The 15,404-nt window shown below is 74.4% G+C and carries 14 protein-coding genes and 2 rRNA genes; 13 read left to right on the forward strand and 3 right to left on the reverse strand.

Annotated features, from left to right (window positions below; genetic code table 11):
* From HHL19_RS24175 to HHL19_RS36865, 4 genes are all read left to right on the forward strand, one after another.
* Positions 1–95: ribosomal RNA gene (locus HHL19_RS24175) — 23S ribosomal RNA — on the forward strand; the annotation flags it as partial.
* 105 nt (positions 96–200) lie between these two features.
* A 5S ribosomal RNA gene (rrf, locus tag HHL19_RS24180) occupies positions 201–317 on the forward strand.
* A gap of 231 nt (positions 318–548) precedes the next feature.
* The gene (locus HHL19_RS36860) at positions 549–1,760 is read left to right on the forward strand and encodes a hypothetical protein (RefSeq protein WP_206325775.1); all 1,212 of its coding nucleotides are present in this window, start codon (positions 549–551) and stop codon (positions 1,758–1,760) included.
* On the forward strand, positions 1,700–2,482 hold the full coding sequence (locus tag HHL19_RS36865) for a tetratricopeptide repeat protein (protein ID WP_206325743.1): 783 nt from the start codon (positions 1,700–1,702) through the stop codon (positions 2,480–2,482). The genes HHL19_RS36860 and HHL19_RS36865 overlap by 61 nt, the downstream gene beginning before the upstream one ends.
* Positions 2,483–2,548: 66 nt before the next feature.
* Here HHL19_RS36865 and HHL19_RS24190 read toward each other — a convergent pair whose 3' ends face one another.
* A complete protein-coding gene (locus HHL19_RS24190) occupies positions 2,549–3,841 on the reverse strand; it encodes a DUF1015 domain-containing protein (RefSeq protein WP_169092450.1) in 1,293 nt (430 codons plus the stop codon).
* 84 nt (positions 3,842–3,925) lie between these two features.
* Between HHL19_RS24190 and HHL19_RS24195 the strand changes: the two genes are divergently transcribed.
* From HHL19_RS24195 to HHL19_RS24210, 4 genes are all read left to right on the forward strand, one after another.
* Complete coding sequence (locus HHL19_RS24195; RefSeq protein WP_169092451.1) at positions 3,926–4,990, forward strand: HAD hydrolase-like protein; 1,065 nt, start codon at positions 3,926–3,928, stop codon at positions 4,988–4,990.
* A gap of 111 nt (positions 4,991–5,101) precedes the next feature.
* On the forward strand, positions 5,102–6,118 hold the full coding sequence (locus HHL19_RS24200) for an iron chelate uptake ABC transporter family permease subunit (RefSeq protein WP_346768537.1): 1,017 nt from the start codon (positions 5,102–5,104) through the stop codon (positions 6,116–6,118).
* Positions 6,115–7,149 carry an iron chelate uptake ABC transporter family permease subunit gene (locus HHL19_RS24205; protein WP_169092452.1) on the forward strand — a complete coding sequence of 345 codons (1,035 nt, stop codon included), beginning with the start codon at positions 6,115–6,117 and terminating at the stop codon, positions 7,147–7,149. Before HHL19_RS24200 ends, HHL19_RS24205 begins: the two co-directional genes overlap by 4 nt.
* Positions 7,150–7,193: 44 nt before the next feature.
* A complete protein-coding gene (locus tag HHL19_RS24210; protein ID WP_169092453.1) occupies positions 7,194–8,063 on the forward strand; it encodes an ABC transporter ATP-binding protein in 870 nt (289 codons plus the stop codon).
* On the opposite strand, the gene HHL19_RS24215 is transcribed toward HHL19_RS24210, so the two are convergent.
* Positions 8,052–8,399: an SCP2 sterol-binding domain-containing protein gene (locus HHL19_RS24215; RefSeq protein WP_169092454.1), complete on the reverse strand. Its 348-nt coding sequence runs from the start codon at positions 8,397–8,399 to the stop codon at positions 8,052–8,054. The two genes, HHL19_RS24210 and HHL19_RS24215, sit on opposite strands and share 12 nt — an antisense overlap.
* 54 nt (positions 8,400–8,453) lie before the next feature.
* Between HHL19_RS24215 and HHL19_RS24220 the strand changes: the two genes are divergently transcribed.
* The 5 genes from HHL19_RS24220 to HHL19_RS24240 all read left to right on the forward strand — a co-directional run bounded on the left by HHL19_RS24220 (position 8,454) and on the right by HHL19_RS24240 (position 13,693).
* Positions 8,454–8,714, forward strand: coding sequence for a hypothetical protein (locus tag HHL19_RS24220; RefSeq protein WP_169092825.1), 261 nt, complete (start codon positions 8,454–8,456; stop codon positions 8,712–8,714).
* A gap of 7 nt (positions 8,715–8,721) precedes the next feature.
* On the forward strand, positions 8,722–9,537 hold the full coding sequence (locus HHL19_RS24225) for a TlyA family RNA methyltransferase (RefSeq protein WP_169092455.1): 816 nt from the start codon (positions 8,722–8,724) through the stop codon (positions 9,535–9,537).
* On the forward strand, positions 9,534–10,451 hold the full coding sequence (locus HHL19_RS24230) for an NAD kinase (protein ID WP_169092456.1): 918 nt from the start codon (positions 9,534–9,536) through the stop codon (positions 10,449–10,451). The genes HHL19_RS24225 and HHL19_RS24230 overlap by 4 nt, the downstream gene beginning before the upstream one ends.
* A gap of 47 nt (positions 10,452–10,498) precedes the next feature.
* Positions 10,499–12,250: a DNA repair protein RecN gene (gene recN / locus HHL19_RS24235; RefSeq protein ID WP_169092457.1), complete on the forward strand. Its 1,752-nt coding sequence runs from the start codon at positions 10,499–10,501 to the stop codon at positions 12,248–12,250.
* Positions 12,251–12,601: 351 nt separating this feature from the next.
* Entirely contained in the window at positions 12,602–13,693 is a 1,092-nt protein-coding gene (locus tag HHL19_RS24240; RefSeq protein ID WP_169092458.1) for a glycosyltransferase family 4 protein, read from the forward strand.
* A gap of 33 nt (positions 13,694–13,726) precedes the next feature.
* On the opposite strand, the gene HHL19_RS24245 is transcribed toward HHL19_RS24240, so the two are convergent.
* Positions 13,727–15,352, reverse strand: a complete 1,626-nt coding sequence (locus HHL19_RS24245; protein ID WP_169092459.1) for a PucR family transcriptional regulator — start codon at positions 15,350–15,352, stop codon at positions 13,727–13,729.
* Positions 15,353–15,404: the final 52 nt, after the last annotated feature.

Consider the following 15,404-nt stretch of genomic DNA (forward strand, 5'->3'; position numbering starts at 1 on the left):
AAGGCTCCCAGTAGACGACTGGGTTGATAGGCCGGATGTGGAAGCCCAGTAATGGGTGGAGCTGACCGGTACTAATAGGCCGAGGGCTTGTCCTCAGTTGCTCGCGTCCACTGTGTTAGTTCTGAAGCAACGAACAGTTGCTGGTTTCGGAGCTGGAACACAACTACAGAGTGTGCTTGTTCGCTCGAAACCGATAGGGTTTCGGTGGTCATAGCGTTAGGGAAACGCCCGGTTACATTCCGAACCCGGAAGCTAAGCCTTTCAGCGCCGATGGTACTGCAGGGGGGACCCTGTGGGAGAGTAGGACGCCGCCGAACAAATCTTCAGGACCTCTGGTCCCAGCGTTCACGCTGGGACCAGAGGTCCTTTTGTTTTTTTCTTGACTTTTCCGAGGCGCGGCCGGGTGCCGGCTGCGCGAGAATGACTGCAGTACCCGAAGACAGGAGTCACACCGATGTCCACCAACTCTCCCGACGACCGTCCGGAGCGCGAGCCGCGTCGCAGGGACGGTGCCGGTGGCGACCGGGGTGGCTACCGTGGGCCCCGTCGTGACGACAACCGTGGTGACAGCCGTGGCGACAACCGCGGTGGGGGTGGCTTCCGTCGCGACGACAACCGCGGTGGTGGCGGCTACCGCCGTGACGACCGAGGCGGCGACAGCCGTGGCGGTGACCAGCGCGGTGGTGGCGGTTTCCGCCGTGACGACCGTGGTGGCGACCAGCGTGGCGGCGGCTTCCGTCGCGACGACAACCGTGGCGGTGGCGGCTTCCGTCGCGATGACCGTGGTGGCGACCAGCGTGGCGGTGGGTTCCGTCGTGACGATCGTCGGGATGAGCGTCCGTCGTCGTTCCGTCGTGACGACCGTCCCTCCTTCCCGCGTGACGACCGCCGTGACGACCGTCGCGACGACCGTCGCGACGACAACCGCGGTGGCGGCTTCCGTCGTGACGACCGCGGTGGCGACCAGCGCGGTGGCGGCTTCCGTCGTGACGACCGCGGTGGCGACCAGCGCGGTGGCGGCTACCGCCGCGATGACCGCGGTGGCGACAACCGCGGCGGTGGCTTCCGTCGTGACGACCGTGGCGGCGACCAGCGTGGTGGCGGCTTCCGTCGTGACGACCGTGGTGGTGACCAGCGTGGCGGTGGGTTCCGTCGTGACGATCGTCGGGATGAGCGTCCGTCGTCGTTCCGTCGTGACGACCGTCCCTCCTTCCCGCGTGACGACCGTCGCGACGACAACCGCGGTGGCGGCTTCCGCCGTGACGACCGCGGTGGCGACCAGCGCGGTGGCGGCTACCGTCGCGATGACCGCGGTGGTGACCAGCGTGGCGGTGGGTTCCGTCGTGACGATCGTCGGGATGAGCGTCCGTCGTCGTTCCGTCGTGACGACCGTCCCTCCTTCCCGCGTGACGACCGCCGTGACGACCGCCGCGACGACAACCGCGGTGGCGGCTTCCGTCGTGACGACCGTGGCGGCGACCAGCGTGGCGGTGGCTACCGTCGCGATGACCGCGGTGGCGACAACCGCGGTGGTGGCTTCCGTCGTGACGACCGTGGCGGCGGTTTCCGTCGTGACGACCGTCGTGACGACCGTCGGGACGACCGCGGTGGGTACCGTGGGCGGGACGACCGGGGTGGTTACGGGCGTCGGGACGACCGTGGGGACCGGGAGCGGAGCGACCGCGCGCCGCTCAAGCGGCTGCCGATCCCGCCGGAGGTCACCGGTGAGGAGATCGACCCCGATGTGCGCCAGGAGCTGATGAGCCTGCCCAAGGGGCTCGCCGACGACGTGGCCCGTAACCTCGTCATGGTCGCGCAGCTGATCGACGAGGACCCCGAGAAGGCCTACGGCTACTCCCGGGTCGCGCTGCGGCTCGCCTCGCGCGTCGCCGCCGTCCGCGAGGCCGCCGGCTTCGCCGCGTACGCCAACCAGAAGTACTCCGAGGCGCTGGCCGAGTTCCGGGCCGCGCGGCGGATGAGCGGTGGCGTCGACCTGTGGCCCGTCATGGCCGACTGCGAGCGCGGCCTCGGCCGGCCCGAGCGGGCGCTCGCCATGGCCGGTGAGCCCGAGGTGCAGAAGCTCGACAAGGCCGGGCAGGTCGAGATGCGGCTCGTCGCCGCCGGCGCCCGCCGGGACATGGGGCAGCTCGACGCCGCCATCGTGACCCTGCAGAGCCCCGAGCTGGCGTCCAACGCCAACCACCCGTGGACCGCGCGGCTGCGGTACGCCTACGCCGACGCCCTGCTCGCCGCCGGGCGGGAGCAGGAGGCCCGTGAGTGGTTCGCCAAGGCCCTGGAGGCCGACAAGGACGGTGCCACGGACGCCTCCGACCGTCTTGCCGAGCTCGACGGGGTCGAGTTCGTCGACGCCTTCGACGAGGACGAGGACGAGGACGAGTCGGACGGCGAGCAGGCCGAGCGGGCCGAGCAGGACGCCGCCGACGAGGGCGACGACGATGAGGACGAGGACGACCGGAGCTGAGGCTCGGTGACATGAGGAAGGGGCGGCACCCGGTGGGTGCCGCCCCTTCCGCGTTCCGTGCGCGGGTCAGTCGAGGGCGAGGCTGCGGAGGACCAGGCCCGTGGCCGGCTTGGGGCCGAAGGAGGTCGACTTGCGGGGCATCGTGACGCCCTGGCGGGCCAGGTCGCGGACGACCTCCTCCCGTACCGGGTGCATCAGGACCGCCGTACCGCCGCGGCGCTCGGCCTGGGCGACGGCCGCGGCCGTGTCGTGGATGTAGGCGATGTCCTCGGGGGCGTCCGGGACGTGCCAGACGTGCTCCAGGAGCGTGGCGTGCAGGACGGTCGCGTCCAGGGTCCGCCAGGCCTCCGGGCGGTCGGCGCGGACCGTGCGGGCCAGCAGGGCCGGGTCCGGGTGGTCCAGGAGGTGGAAGGCGCCGTCACCGGCGAGGAGGAAGGCGTTGCCGTCGGCGGCGGCCTCGGCGAGGGCCTCCAGGGCCTGGGGCAGGGGGCGTTCGACGCGGCGGACGCGGAAGGCGTCGCCGACGGCGTCGAGGGCGTCCGCGACCGGCAGGCGGCTCAGGAGGCGGTGGATCGCGCGGACCCGCAGGGGGTAGCGGACCGTGTCGATGAGGAGGACCAGGCCCTGGTTCCAGGGGCCGGGGAAGGGGTGCTCGTCGCGCAGCCGCAGATAGGTCGCCCAGCGGTGGTGGCCGTCCGCGATGAGCGCCTGGTGGCGGGCGAGTTCGGCGGTGATCGCCGCCTGTTCGGCCGGGTCCGTGACCGCCCACAGGCGGTGGTGGAAGCCGTCCTCGGTGGTCGTCGCGAGCAGCGGTTCACGCAGGACCGCGCGCTCGATCACCGCGTCGGCGCCGTCGCCGTCCCCGGGGTAGGTGAGGAGCAGCGGCTCCAGGTTGGCGGCCGTCGTGCGCATCAGGGCCGCGCGGTCCTCGACGACGTGCGGCATGACGTCCTCGTGGGGGAGGACGATCCCCTCGGCGGGGGTGGACAGTTCGAGGGCGCCGATGATGCCGCGCTGGAGGATGCCGTCGCCGCGCTGCTCGTACACGTACAGGGCGGGGTCCGGATCGGGGGCGAGGACGCCGTCGGCGAGCCAGCGGTCCATCGTCACCGCGGCCTTGCGGTGGCGGGTGCCCGCCGCGACCGCCTGGGGGAGGATCAGCCGGACGATGTTGTGGGGGTCGGCGGATTCGAGGTGGAGCAGTCCGTCAGGTCGTACGACGACGTCATAGGGCGGGGAGGTGACGGCCGCGAGGCTGCCGACCCGGTCGGGGACGTACCGGATGCCGCGGAACGGGTGCAGGCGCAGTCCCGCCGTGTCGTCGCGGACGGCGTCGGCCGCGTGACCTGAGGTGTTCATCTCGTCATGGTAGGCGGGCGGCGGGCATGAGCGATGATCGGGGGAGCGGGGGACGGACCGGTGGTGAGTGAGGAGCGGGTGGTCATGGCGCGAGACGGCCAGGAGCGGCGGACGGAACGGAGTCGGCCCGGCGGCAGCGCGGTCGCGCTGAGCGAGGCGTACGACACGGCGCTGCTCGACCTCGACGGGGTCGTGTACTTCGCGGGCGGGGCGGCGATCCCGTACGCCGTCGAGGCGCTCGGGGCGGCGCGCGAGCGGGGGATGCGGCTGGCGTACGTGACGAACAACGCGCTGCGGACGCCGGACACGGTGGCCGGGCACCTCACCGAGCTGGGCGTGCCGGCCGAGCCGGGGGACGTGGTGACCTCGGCGCAGGCCGTGGCGCGGCTCGTCGCGGAGGACGTGCCGGCCGGGTCCCGGGTGCTCGTCGTCGGCGGCGAGGGGCTGCGGGTGGCGCTGCGCGAACGGGGGCTCGTGCCGGTCGAGTCGGCCGATGACGGGCCGGTGGCCGTCGTGCAGGGGTACGGCGGGCCGGACATGGCCTGGGGCCGGTTCGCGGAGGCGGCGTACGCGATCGGGCGGGGCGTGCCCTGGTACGCCTCCAACACCGACCTGACGATCCCGGGCGCGCGCGGGATCGCGCCGGGGAACGGCGCCGCCGTCGAGGTCGTGCGGATCGCCACCGGTGGGCGGGTCGAGCCGAAGGTCGCGGGGAAGCCGCAGCCGCCGATGCACCGGGAGACCGTGCTGCGGACCGGGGCGCGGCGGCCGCTGGTCGTCGGCGACCGCCTCGACACCGACATCGAGGGCGCCTTCCACGGCGGGGTCGACTCGCTGCTCGTGCTGACCGGGGTCACCGACGGGGCGACGCTGCTCGCGGCGGTGCCGGAGCACCGGCCGACGTATGTGGCGGCCGACCTGCGGGGGCTGCTCGTGGGGCAGCCGGAGGTCGTGGCCGAGGCGGACGGCGGTTTCCGGTGCGGCGGGTGGCGGGCCTCGGCGCGCGGGGAGGAACTCGTCCTGGAGGGCGCCGCGGACTCCGAGGCGGTCGACGGGCTGCGGGCGCTGTGCGGGGCGGCGTGGACGTGGGCGGGGTCCGGGGCGTGCGGGCTCGACGCGGGGAAGGCGCTGGCCCGGCTCGGACTCTAGGGAGAGCGGGGGCTTTCGGATTCGAGGCCCCGGTCGCTGCTAGATCAATATTGGGTAGGCTAACCTAACTCCGTGTTGGTCGAGAGTCCCTCCCGTACGAGCGCGGAGCCGGTGAAGTCCGGGCAGTCCCCGAAGCGCCGGAACTCCGTGCGCGCCCTCGGGCTGCTCGCAGCCGTCGGTGCCCTGCTGCTTGTCTGTGTCCTCAGCATCATGATCGGTGCCAAGCCGGTGCCGCTCGGTGACGTGTGGCACGGGCTGTTCCACGACAGCGGCGTCGGAAACGACGTCGTCATCCACGACGTGCGCGTGCCGCGCACCCTGCTCGGGCTGCTCGTCGGCCTGGCGCTCGGCCTGGCCGGCGCCGTGATGCAGGGGCTGACCCGCAACCCGCTGGCGGAGCCCGGGCTGCTCGGGGTCAACGCGGGCGCGTCCGCCGCCGTCGTCTCGGCCATCGCCTTCCTGGGCGTCACCGACGTCCGCGACTACGTGTGGTTCGCCTTCGTCGGCGCCGCCGTCGTCTCGGTCGTCGTGTACGTGCTCGGCGGCAGCCGCAGCGCGACGCCGGTGCGGCTCGCGCTCGCCGGCACCGCCGCCACGGCCGCCCTGTACGGCTTCGTCAACGCCGTGCAGCTGCTGAACTCGGCCGCCCTCGACCGGCTCCGCTTCTGGACCGTCGGCTCGCTGGCCTCCGCCGACATGGACACCGTCGGCCGCGTCGCGCCCTTCATCCTCGTCGGCGCCGTGCTGGCGCTCGGGATCGCCCGGCCGCTCAACGCCATGGAGATGGGCGACGACTCCGCCCGCGCGCTCGGCGTGAGCATCAACCGGACCCGGGTCGTCGCCATGCTCGCCGTCACCCTGATGTGCGGGGCCGCGACCGCCGCCTGCGGGCCGATCGTCTTCCTCGGCCTGATGGTGCCGTACATGGTCCGCGCGATCACCGGGCCGGACATGCGGTGGATCCTGCCGTACGCGGCCGTCCTCGCGCCCGTGCTGCTGCTCGGCTCCGACGTCCTCGGCCGGGTCGTCGTCCGGCCCGCCGAACTCCAGGTCGGCATCGTGACGGCGCTCGTCGGCGGGCCCGTCTTCATCCGACTCGTACGCCGCAAGAGGATGGCCCAGCTGTGACCACCAAGACCCTGCGGACCGGCGGCGGAGTCTCCGTACGGTACGCGCCGCGGGCGGCGTTCTCCGGCCTCGGGCTGATCCTGCTCGCCCTCGCCGTCGGCACCGTCCTCGTCTGCACCGGCGACTTCCCCATGACCCCGGGCGAGGTCCTCGACACGCTGCTCGGCCGGGGGACCGTCATCCAGGAGTTCGCGGTGATGGAGCTGCGGCTCCCGCGGGTCCTCGTCGCGATCCTCGTCGGTGCCGCGCTCGCCCTCGGCGGGGCGGTCTTCCAGTCGGTCTCGCGCAACCCGCTCGGCAGTCCCGACGTCATCGGCTTCGGGCAGGGCGCCACCGTCGGCGCGCTCACCATGATCGTCCTCTTCCAGGGCAGCGCGGTCGCCACCGCCCTCGGCGCCGTCGTCGGCGGCGTCCTCACCGGCGCCGTGATCTACCTGCTCGCCTGGAAGCGGGGCGTGCACGGCTACCGGCTCGTGCTCGTCGGCATCGGCGCCGCCGCCATGCTGACCTCCGTGATCCACTACCTCATCACCAAGGCCAACCTGGTGGACGCCACCCGCGCCACCGTGTGGATGACCGGATCCCTCGACGGCCGTGACTGGACCCAGTTCTGGCCGCTGCTCGCCGTCTGCTGCGTGCTCGTGCCGCTGGTCCTCGGCCACGGACGGGCGCTGCGGATGCTGGAGATGGGCGACGACGCGGCGTACGCGCTCGGCGTGAAGGTCGAGCGGACCCGGATCGTGCTGATGGCCTCCGCGGTGCTGCTCGTCGCCGTCGCCACCTCGGCGGCCGGGCCGATCGTCTTCGTCTCCCTCAGCGCCCCGCAGCTGGCCCGCCGGCTGACCCGCGCGCCCGGCCCGAACCTGGCGGTCTCCATGGTCATGGGCTCCGCGCTGCTGCTGAGCGCCGACTGGATCGCCACCCGCGCCTTCGGCGACCGCCAGCTGCCCGTCGGTGTCGTCACCGGCATCCTCGGCGGCTGCTACCTGCTCTGGCTGCTCGTCAGCGAACGCAAGGCGGGCCGGATATGAGCGCGCCCCAGGACCACCCGAACCAGGACACCAGGAGTACCCCCATGAGCGATCGGCAGCGGCAGCGGCTCGGGGCCGAGTCGGTCACCCTCGCGTACGAGCAGCGGGTCATCGCCCGCGACCTGTCCGTCGAGATCCCCGACCACTCCTTCACCGTCATCGTCGGGCCCAACGCCTGCGGCAAGTCGACCCTGCTGCGGGCCCTGTCCCGGATGCTCAAGCCCACCCAGGGCCGGGTGCTGCTCGACGGGCAGTCCATCCACTCCCTGCCGGCGAAGAAGGTCGCCCGGACCCTCGGCCTGCTGCCGCAGTCCTCGATCGCGCCCGACGGCATCACCGTCGCCGACCTCGTCGCCCGCGGCCGCTACCCCCACCAGGGGCTGCTGCGCCAGTGGTCGCCGGAGGACGAGCGGATCGTCCAGGAGTCGATGGAGTCCACCGGCGTCGCCGAACTCGCCGACCGCTTCGTCGACGAGCTCTCCGGCGGCCAGCGCCAGCGGGTGTGGATCGCCATGGCCCTCGCCCAGCAGACCCCGCTGCTGCTGCTCGACGAGCCGACCACGTACCTCGACATCCAGCACCAGATCGACGTCCTCGACCTCTGCGCCGAGCTGCACGAGACCCAGGGGCGGACGCTCGTCGCCGTCCTGCACGACCTCAACCACGCGGCCCGGTACGCCACCCACCTCATCGCGGTGCGCGGCGGCGAGGTCGTCGCCGAGGGCCCGCCGTCGGAGGTGGTGACCGCGGAGCTGGTCGAGCGGGTCTTCGGGCTGCGCTGCCAGGTCATCGAGGACCCGGAGACGGGCACCCCGCTCGTCGTCCCCGCCGGGCGGCAGGCGCGGGCCAGGCGGTCCGTGCCGGCGCAGGAGGCCGTTCCGGGCGATGCGCAGGAGGCCGCGCTACAGAAGTGAGCGCAGCCGCAGCAGGTCGCGGAAGCCGGCCTCCAGGCCGACCCGGCCGGAGGCCCAGGCCTTCGCGAAGTGCAGCCGGCCGTCCACCATCGCCACCAGGTCGTCGCCGGTCATCCTGAGGCGGATCTGCGCCTTCTCCGGCGGCGGCCCCGCCACCGTCGACTCCACGACCATCCGGCCGTCCGCGAGCCGGCCGGTGAAGGTCGTGTCCAGGTCCGTGAGGTGGCAGCTCAGGGTGCGGTCGAGCGCGGCCGCGCCCCGCACGGAGCCGTCCGCGCCCGCGAGGCCGTCCGCCAGCTTGTCGAGCGCCGCGCGGCACTCCGTGATCGTCGCCATCGCCGTCGACCGTACCCCAGGGCTTCGCGGTAGCGTCGAGGCATGAGCGAAGCGATGACGGACGCCGGTGCGGACGCCGGTACGGTTCCGGCCGCGGCGGACGGGCCCACCGCGGCGCCGCTGGGGGTCGACCGGGAGCCCACCGGACTGCCGGCCGTCGACGCGCTCCTGGAGCGGCTCGCCGAGACCGACCACCTCACGGCGGACGGACACCTCGCGGTGTACGAGGATGTACACCGAGGCCTGCGCGCCGAGCTGACCTCGCTCGACGCGCACCCCGCCTCCGCACCCCGTCCGCACGACCCCAGGAGCTGAACCCAACGTGGCAGGAGTGGCACGCCGCCGACTCGACGCCGAGCTCGTCCGGCGCAAACTCGCCCGCTCGCGCGAGCACGCCGGCCAGCTGATCGCCGCCGGCCGGGTGACCGTCGGCAAGACCGTCGCCACCAAGTCCGCCACCCAGGTCGAGACCGCCGCGGCGATCGTCGTCTCCCAGGACGACTCCGACCCCGACTACGTCTCGCGCGGCGGCCACAAGCTCGCCGGCGCCTTCGCGGCCTTCGTCCCGCTCGGGCTCGCCGTCGAGGGCCGCCGGGCGCTCGACGCCGGCGCCTCCACCGGCGGCTTCACCGACGTGCTGCTGCGCGCGGGCGCCGCACACGTCGTCGCCGTCGACGTCGGCTACGGACAGCTCGCCTGGTCGCTCCAGAGCGACGAGCGGGTCACCGTCAAGGACCGCACCAACGTGCGCGAGTTGACATTGGACGCCATCGACGGAATCCCCGTCGACCTCGTCGTCGGCGACCTCTCCTTCATCCCGCTGGGCCTCGTGCTGCCCGCGCTCGCCGCCTGCACCGCACCCGGCGCCGACCTCGTCCTGATGGTGAAACCGCAGTTCGAGGTGGGTAAGGAGCGGCTCGGCTCCGGCGGCGTCGTGCGCAGCGCCGAGCTGCGCGCCGACGCCGTGAAGAACGTCGCACGGCAGGCGGCCGAGCTGGGGCTGGGCGTGCTCGGCGTCACCGCGAGCCCGCTGCCCGGGCCGTCCGGGAACGTCGAGTACTTTCTGTGGCTGCGGGCCGGGGCGCCCGCACTCGATCCGGCGGATGTCGACCGAGCCGTGGCGGAGGGACCTCGTTGACAGAGACAGCGGCACCACAGGAACCACGTACCGTCCTGCTGCTCGCGCACACGGGCCGGCCGGCCGCCGTGCGCAGCGCCGAACTCGTCGTCCTGGGGCTGCTGCGCAGCGGCATCGGCGTCCGTGTCCTGGAGGCGGAGGCGGCCGACCTGCCGCTGCCGCCCTCCGTGGAGCGGATCCCGGACGAGTGCCCCGAGGCGCTCGACGGCTGCGAACTGATCATCGTCCTCGGCGGTGACGGGACGCTGCTGCGCGGCGCCGAGTTCTCCCGCGCCTCGGGCGTGCCGATGCTCGGCGTCAACCTCGGCCGGGTCGGCTTCCTCGCCGAGGCCGAGCGCGACGACCTCGACAAGGTCGTCGACCGGGTCGTCACCAAGGCGTACGAGGTCGAGGAGCGGATGACCCTCGACGTCGCCGTCTACCAGAACGGCGACACGCTGCACCGCGACTGGGCGCTCAACGAGGCGGCCGTCCAGAAGGTGTCCCCGGAGCGGATGCTGGAGGTCGTCCTCGCCATCGACGGACGCCCGGTGACCGGCTTCGGCTGCGACGGGGTGATCTGCGCGACGCCGACCGGTTCGACCGCGTACGCCTTCTCGGCCGGCGGCCCGGTCGTCTGGCCCGAGGTGGAGGCGCTGCTCATGGTGCCGATCGGGGCGCACGCGCTCTTCGCCAAGCCGCTCGTCACCACGCCCGAATCCGTCCTCGCCGTCGAGGTCGAGCCGCACACCCCGCACGGGGTGCTGTGGTGCGACGGGCGGCGGACCGTCGAGCTGCCGGCCGGTGCCCGGGTCGAGGTCCGGCGCGGCGCCGTCCCCGTCCGGCTCGCCCGGCTCCACCACGCCTCCTTCACCGACCGGCTCGTCGCCAAGTTCGCGCTGCCGGTCTCCGGCTGGCGGGGCGCGCCCCACTGACCACCCCGAGGTGGGGGTGATGTCGCGTCCCGGCACGGAAACCTCGTATGGTCTGGGGCGTGCTGGAGGAGATGCGGATACGGTCGCTCGGGGTCATCGACGACGCGGTGGTCGAGCTGTCGCCCGGCTTCACCGCGGTGACCGGTGAGACCGGTGCGGGCAAGACCATGGTCGTCACGAGCCTGGGGCTGCTGCTCGGCGGCCGGGCCGACCCGGCCCTCGTACGGATCGGGGCGGGATCGGCGGTCGTCGAGGGGCGGATCACCCTGCCGCCCGGCGCGCCCGCCGCGGCGCGGGCCCGGGAGGCCGGGGCGGAGCTCGACGAGGGCGCCCTGCTCGTGACCCGCACCGTCTCCGCCGAGGGGCGCTCACGGGCCCACCTCGGCGGGCGTTCGGTGCCCGTCGGGCTGCTCGCCGAGCTCGCCGACGAACTCGTCGCCGTCCACGGCCAGACCGACCAGCAGGGCCTGCTGAAGCCCGCTCGGCAGCGCGGCGCGCTCGACCGGTACGCCGGCGAGGCCGTCTCCGGTCCGCTCGCCGCCTACGGCGAGGCGTACCGCCGGCTGCGGGCCGTCACCACCGAGCTGGACGAGATCACCACCCGGGCACGTGAGCGAGCCCAGGAGGCCGATCTGCTGCGCTTCGGGCTCGCCGAGATCGAGGCGGTCGCGCCGCGGGCCGGTGAGGACGAGGAGCTGGCCGCCGAGGCCGAGCGGCTCGGGCACGCCGAGGCGCTGGCCTCCGCCGCGGCGCTCGCGCACGCCGCGCTCGCCGGGAACCCGGAGGACCCCGAGTCCGTCGACGCGACCACGCTGGTCGGCGGTGCGGGCCGGGCCCTGGAGGCCGTACGGTCGCACGACCCGGCGCTCGCGGCGCTCGCCGACCGGGCGGGGGAGATCTCCATCCTGCTCGCCGACGTGGCGCAGGAGCTCGCCGGGTACGCGGACGATCTGGACGCCGATCCGCTGCGGCTCGCCGCGGTCGAGGAGCGGCGGGCCGCGCTCACCCAGCTCACCCGGAAGTACGGCGAGTCCGTCACGGCCGTCCTGGCCTGGGCGGAGGAGAGCGCGGAGCGGCTCGGGGAGCTCGACGGCGACGACGAGCGGATCGGGGAGCTGACCGCCGAGCGGGACCGGCTCCGCGACGAGCTGTCCGTCCTCGCGCAGCGGCTCACCGACGCCCGCGCGGAGGCCGCGGACCGGTTCGCCTCGGCGGTCACCGCCGAGCTGGCCTCGCTCGCCATGCCGCACGCGCGCGTGTCCTTCGACATCCGGCAGACCGAGGCGGCCGAGGAGGCGAACGGCGTCCGGGTCGACGGGCGGTGGCTCGCGTACGGGCCGTCCGGCGTCGACGAGGTCGAACTGCTGCTCGCCCCGCACCCCGGCGCGCCGCCCCGGCCCATCGCCAAGGGCGCGTCCGGTGGTGAGCTGTCACGGGTCATGCTCGCCGTCGAGGTGGTCTTCGCCGGGGTCGACCCGGTGCCGACCTACCTCTTCGACGAGGTCGACGCGGGCGTCGGCGGCAAGGCGGCGGTGGAGATCGGCCGCCGGCTCGCCAAGCTGGCCCGTACCGCGCAGGTCGTCGTCGTCACCCACCTGCCGCAGGTGGCCGCCTTCGCCGACCGGCAGCTCCTGGTGGAGAAGACCAACGACGGCTCGGTGACCCGCTCGGGCGTCACCGTCCTGGAGGGCGAGGAGCGGGTCCGCGAACTCTCCCGCATGCTCGCGGGCCAGGAGGACTCCGAGACCGCCCGCGCCCACGCGGAGGAACTCCTGGCGGCGGCCAGGGCGGACGCCTGAGGGCGCCCGCTCCTGCGCGGGGGCTTCCCGCGCGGAGCCCGGTCTGTCGGGATCCGCGTGAGGGGGGTGCCGGGCGGGCCGGGCGCGCGCGGGGACTTCCCCTGCGGGGCCGGTCTGCGGGGATCTGCGTGTGCCGGGATCTGCCTGTGCCCGGGATCCGCGTGTGCCGGGATCCGCGTGAGGCGGGCGAGGGTGGGCCGAGGGGGCGCGCGGGGTTTCCCGTGCGCTCGCTCGGACGGGTGAATCTCGGGGTGGGGCCGTGCGACCGGCGCCCGGCGGGGCGGGGAACGTCGCGGTGTCGGTGCCGGAACGTGCGTACGGGTGGCCGCCGGGGCTGGCATCCTTGGGCGCGTGACACAGCTCCGTACGGTCCAAGTGCTGGGCGGCGGCAGCGCGGGCAGCAGCGCTCACGTCAGATCACTTGCCTCGGGGCTGGTGGCGAGGGGCGTCCGGGTGACCGTCTGCGCTCCGGCCGAACTCGACCGCCTCTACGACTACTCCGGGGTCGGCGCGCACGTCGTGCCGCTGGCGCGCCGCAACGACCCGGCGACCGTCGGCGTGCTCCGCAACGCCTGCATCGGCGCCGATGTCGTCCACGCGCACGGACTGCACGCCTCCGTACGGGCCGCGCTCGCCGTCTCCGGCGCCGTCGGGCCCGCCCGCACCCCGCTCGTCACCACCTGGCACGGGCGGCCGTACGCCGACGGGCCCACGGCAGGACTCGTACGGCTCCTGGAGCGGCGGACCGTACGGGCGGCGGCCGTCGTCCTCGGCACCTCCTCCGAACTCGTCGACCGGGCCCGGCGGCGCGGGGCGCGCGACGCCCGGCTCGCCCCCGTCACCGTGCCCGCCGCGGGCGGGCCCGTCTGCCTCCACGACGGCAAGGCCCGCGCCGAACTCGGCGCCGTCGACCGGCCGCTGCTCATGGCCGTCGGCGCGCTCGAACCCGGACGGGGATACGGGACGCTGCTCGACGCGGCGCGGGAGTGGCAGGAGCTGGAGCCGCAGCCGCTGCTCGTCATCGCCGGCGAGGGGCGCGACCGGGCCGCGCTGCAGCGGCGGATCGTGGCGGAGGGGCTCGCCGTGCGGCTCATCGGGCGCCGCGACGACATCGCCGAACTCCTCGCCGCGGCGGACGTCGCGGTGCTGCCGTCGCGCTGGGAGTCCCGGTCCCTGCTCGCGCAGGAGGCGCTGCGGCTCGGCGTGCCGCTGGTCGCCACGGCCGTCGGAGGCGTACCGGAACTCGTCGGCGACGCGGCGGAGCTGGTGCCGTACGGGGACGCGGAGGCGCTCGCGGCGGCGGTGCGGGGGCTGCTCGCCGACGCGGAGCGGCGGATGGACCTCGCGGCGGCGGGGCGGGTGCAGGCGGGGACGTGGCCCACGGAGGACGACACGATCGCCCACGTCCTGAGCGTGTACGACGAACTCGCGGCGACGCGCTAGCACACCGGACGGCGCCCTTGCCGGCCCACAGACCTACGGCGTGTGCCGCCGCGCCCTGAGCGCCAGTGACAGGGCCAGGACCGTCTGGGGGTCGTCGAGGTCCGTGCCGAGGAGTTCGGAGATGCGGGCCAGGCGGTTGTAGAGGGTCTGGCGGTTGAGGTGGAGCTCGCGGGCCGTCTCCGCCTTGCGGCCCGCGTGCGCCAGGTACGTCTCCAGCGTGGGCAGGAGCGGCGGACGGGAAGCGCGGTCGTGGTCCCGGAGGGGGCCGATCGCGCGGTCGACGAAGGCCGCCAGGTCCGGGTGGTCGCGCAGCCGCCACAGCAGCAGGTCGATGTCGAGGCGCCGGGCGTCGTACCAGGGCCGGTCCGTCAGGCCCTGCGCCGCCGTCGCGGTCTCCGCCGCGTGCCGCAGGCCCGCCGACGCCGCCGCCCAGCCGCCGGCCATGCCGACCACCACGACCGGCGGGTGCGCGCCGGCGCCTTCGAGGCCGGCCCGTTCGACGCCGGCCCGCAGCGCCGCCGCGACCCGGTCCGCGACCGCCGTCCGCTCCGACTCCGAGCGCAGGCCCAGGAGGAGCGGGACGCGGCCCTCGACCGGGCGGACGCCGAGGAGGGCGGGGACGCCGACGGCGGCCAGCTCCTCGTGGACGGCGCGGGCGAGCAGCGCCCAGCTGCCGGAGGGGGAGAGTTCGGGGGCGAGCCGCATGACGACGGGGAGCAGCGGGCCGTCGCCGGGGCGGAAACCGAGGACGCGGGCCTGCGCCGGGGCGTCCTCGGCCGAGATCCGGCCCTCCGCCAGGTCGGTCAGGAAGTCGCCGCGGCCCCGGGCCGCCAGCTCCTCCTCCTGCCGGGCCTGCATGAGGACGACGGCGAGGAGGCCCGCCGCCCGCTCGGCGGCCATCCGGTGGACGGGGGAGAGGGCGCCGGAGACCGCGAGGAGGACGAGACGGGCCCGCACCGAACCCGTGCCGGGGCCTCCCCCGCCGGGGACGTCGACGAGGACCGTGCCGGTCGGCGGACCGGACTCGCGGGCGGCGCGCTGGCCGCGGAGCCCGTCCCAGACCTGGAGCGGGTCGGCGGGCCCGGACTCGGTGCCCGCCGCGTACAGGAGCTGTCCCTCGGCGGTCTCCAGGAAGACCGGGTTCGCGGCGAAGTCGGAGAGGATCCGCAGGACCTGGGGCACCCCGCCGCCGCCGAGGAGCGCCTCGGTGCACTGCCGGTGGACCTCCTCGGCCCGTCGCTGGAGCGCGTAGTGGCCGTTGACGATCTCGGTGTGGATCTCCTCCGTGACGGCGACGAAGGGGACCTCGCGGTGGAGCTGGACGAGCGGCAGCCCGGCGGCCCGCGCGGTCTCCACTATCGTCGCCGGCAGGCGGGCGAAGCGCGGGCCGAGCTCGACGACGAGGGCGGCGATGCCGCGGTCGGCGAGGCGGCGGACGAAGGCCCGCTGCTCGGCCGGGCGGGTGCCGAGGCCCAGGCCGGTCGTCAGCAGCAGCTCGCCGCCCTTCAGCAGGGACGCGATGTTGGGCACCTCGCCGGCGTGCACCCAGCGCACGGTCCGCTGGAGCCGGTCCGCCCCGGCGACGACCTCCGGAAGGCCGCTGCGGAGCCCCGGCAGTTCGAGTGCCCGTTGTACGGTGATGCCGCCCTGCGTGTCCATGGGCGGACGGTATCGCCCGCCGTGTTTCCCGGACATCACCCGATCGTCAACC

The sequence above is a fragment of the Streptomyces sp. R302 genome (genome assembly GCF_012927245.1).
Taxonomy (GTDB): Bacteria; Actinomycetota; Actinomycetes; order Streptomycetales; family Streptomycetaceae; genus Streptomyces.